1 rRNA gene is annotated in these 733 nt (G+C 42.2%); it reads left to right on the plus strand.

The features are described from left to right. The first annotated feature begins 278 nt into the window (after nt 1-278). A 5S ribosomal RNA gene (gene rrf, locus LI149_RS15040) occupies nt 279-396 on the plus strand. Nucleotides 397-733 lie beyond the last annotated feature (337 nt).

A 733-nucleotide genomic window follows, 5' to 3' on the forward strand; every position in this document is an offset into this window, starting at 1 on the left:
CGTAACAAGGTAGCCGTATCGGAAGGTGCGGCTGGATCACCTCCTTTCTAAGGAAACATAGTAGGGGTTGTTGTCTGTTATTTAGTCATCAAGGACTGAGCGCGGCTCAGGACTGTAAAAATGAGGAAGCAAACTTGTTTGCTGAATCATTTGAAACAGGAATGAGACATGTGAAGACTTGAATCTACCGAAAAGAAGCGGAGCGGATTTGAGGTAGGGCAAGACGCGCGAAGGACGAGATGAAGATTATTGGTTCTGTAAAAAGGCCAAATAATATTTCTGGTGGCGATGCGCTTAGGGGACACACCCGTTCCCATCCCGAACACGATGGTTAAGACCTAAGCGGCCGATGGTACTTTACTGGAGACGGTACGGGAGAGTAGGTGGCTGCCAGATTATAAAAAAGAAAAACTGGTCTTTACCAGTGATCAGATAGCTGAAAAGATTCAACTATCTGATGGCTGATAAAACAGTCAAACATGTACCTTGAAAATTGCATATAAGAAATATAGATAAGATATTAAATATCTAATCAAGACATCCGAGGTAATTGTTATAAACAGAGTAATAATTACTACACAATTCGAAGAAAACGAATCCAAAAAATTGACCTAGAAGCCAACGCATGCAACGCTATGCATGTGTAAGCAATCATTCATTCCCGTGGATGAGAGCAAGTTGGTTATGCTAATAAGAGCGTATGGTGGATGCCTTGGCACTAAGAGCCGATGAA

It is taken from the genome of Dorea sp. 210702-DFI.3.17 (assembly GCF_020560825.1).
GTDB lineage: Bacteria > Bacillota > Clostridia > Lachnospirales > Lachnospiraceae > Dorea > Dorea formicigenerans.